This window comes from Lentzea pudingi (genome assembly GCF_014646255.1).
In the GTDB taxonomy this organism is placed as follows: Bacteria; Actinomycetota; Actinomycetes; order Mycobacteriales; family Pseudonocardiaceae; genus Lentzea; species Lentzea pudingi.
The window spans coordinates 1-743 of the sequence record NZ_BMNC01000053.1 but is presented as its reverse complement, the minus strand read 5'-3'; the positions used below and the strand labels follow the sequence as shown (position 1 = coordinate 743).

Sequence of the window (743 nt, the reverse complement as noted above, 5' to 3'; positions counted from 1 at the left end):
TACACCAGGAATTCCAGTCTCCCCTGCCGAACTCAAGTCTGCCCGTATCGACCGCAAGCTTGGAGTTAAGCCCCAAGTTTTCACGGCCGACGCGACAAACCGCCTACGAGCTCTTTACGCCCAATAATTCCGGACAACGCTCGCACCCTACGTATTACCGCGGCTGCTGGCACGTAGTTAGCCGGTGCTTCTTCTGCAGGTACCGTCACTTGCGCTTCGTCCCTGCTGAAAGAGGTTTACAACCCGAAGGCCGTCATCCCTCACGCGGCGTCGCTGCATCAGGCTTTCGCCCATTGTGCAATATTCCCCACTGCTGCCTCCCGTAGGAGTCTGGGCCGTGTCTCAGTCCCAGTGTGGCCGGTCACCCTCTCAGGCCGGCTACCCGTCGTCGCCTTGGTAGGCCATTACCCCACCAACAAGCTGATAGGCCGCGGGTCCATCCCATACCGCCGGAACTTTCCACCACAAGACATGCATCTCGTGGTCGTATCCGGTATTAGACCTCGTTTCCAAGGCTTATCCCAGAGTACAGGGCAGGTTACCCACGTGTTACTCACCCGTTCGCCGCTCGTGTACCCCGAAGGGCCTTACCGCTCGACTTGCATGTGTTAAGCACGCCGCCAGCGTTCGTCCTGAGCCAGGATCAAACTCTCCAATAAGGATTGTGTTTGATCGCTCCAGACGGAATATGTCTGGCATCAATCTGGTCTTGCTCTCAAAGGAACTACCTCGACGAGGAGGTA

General features: G+C 57.2%; 1 rRNA gene. It reads right to left on the bottom strand.

The features are described 5' to 3' along the window. A 16S ribosomal RNA gene (locus IEY88_RS43915) occupies positions 1–659 on the bottom strand; the annotation flags it as partial. Positions 660–743 lie beyond the last annotated feature (84 nt).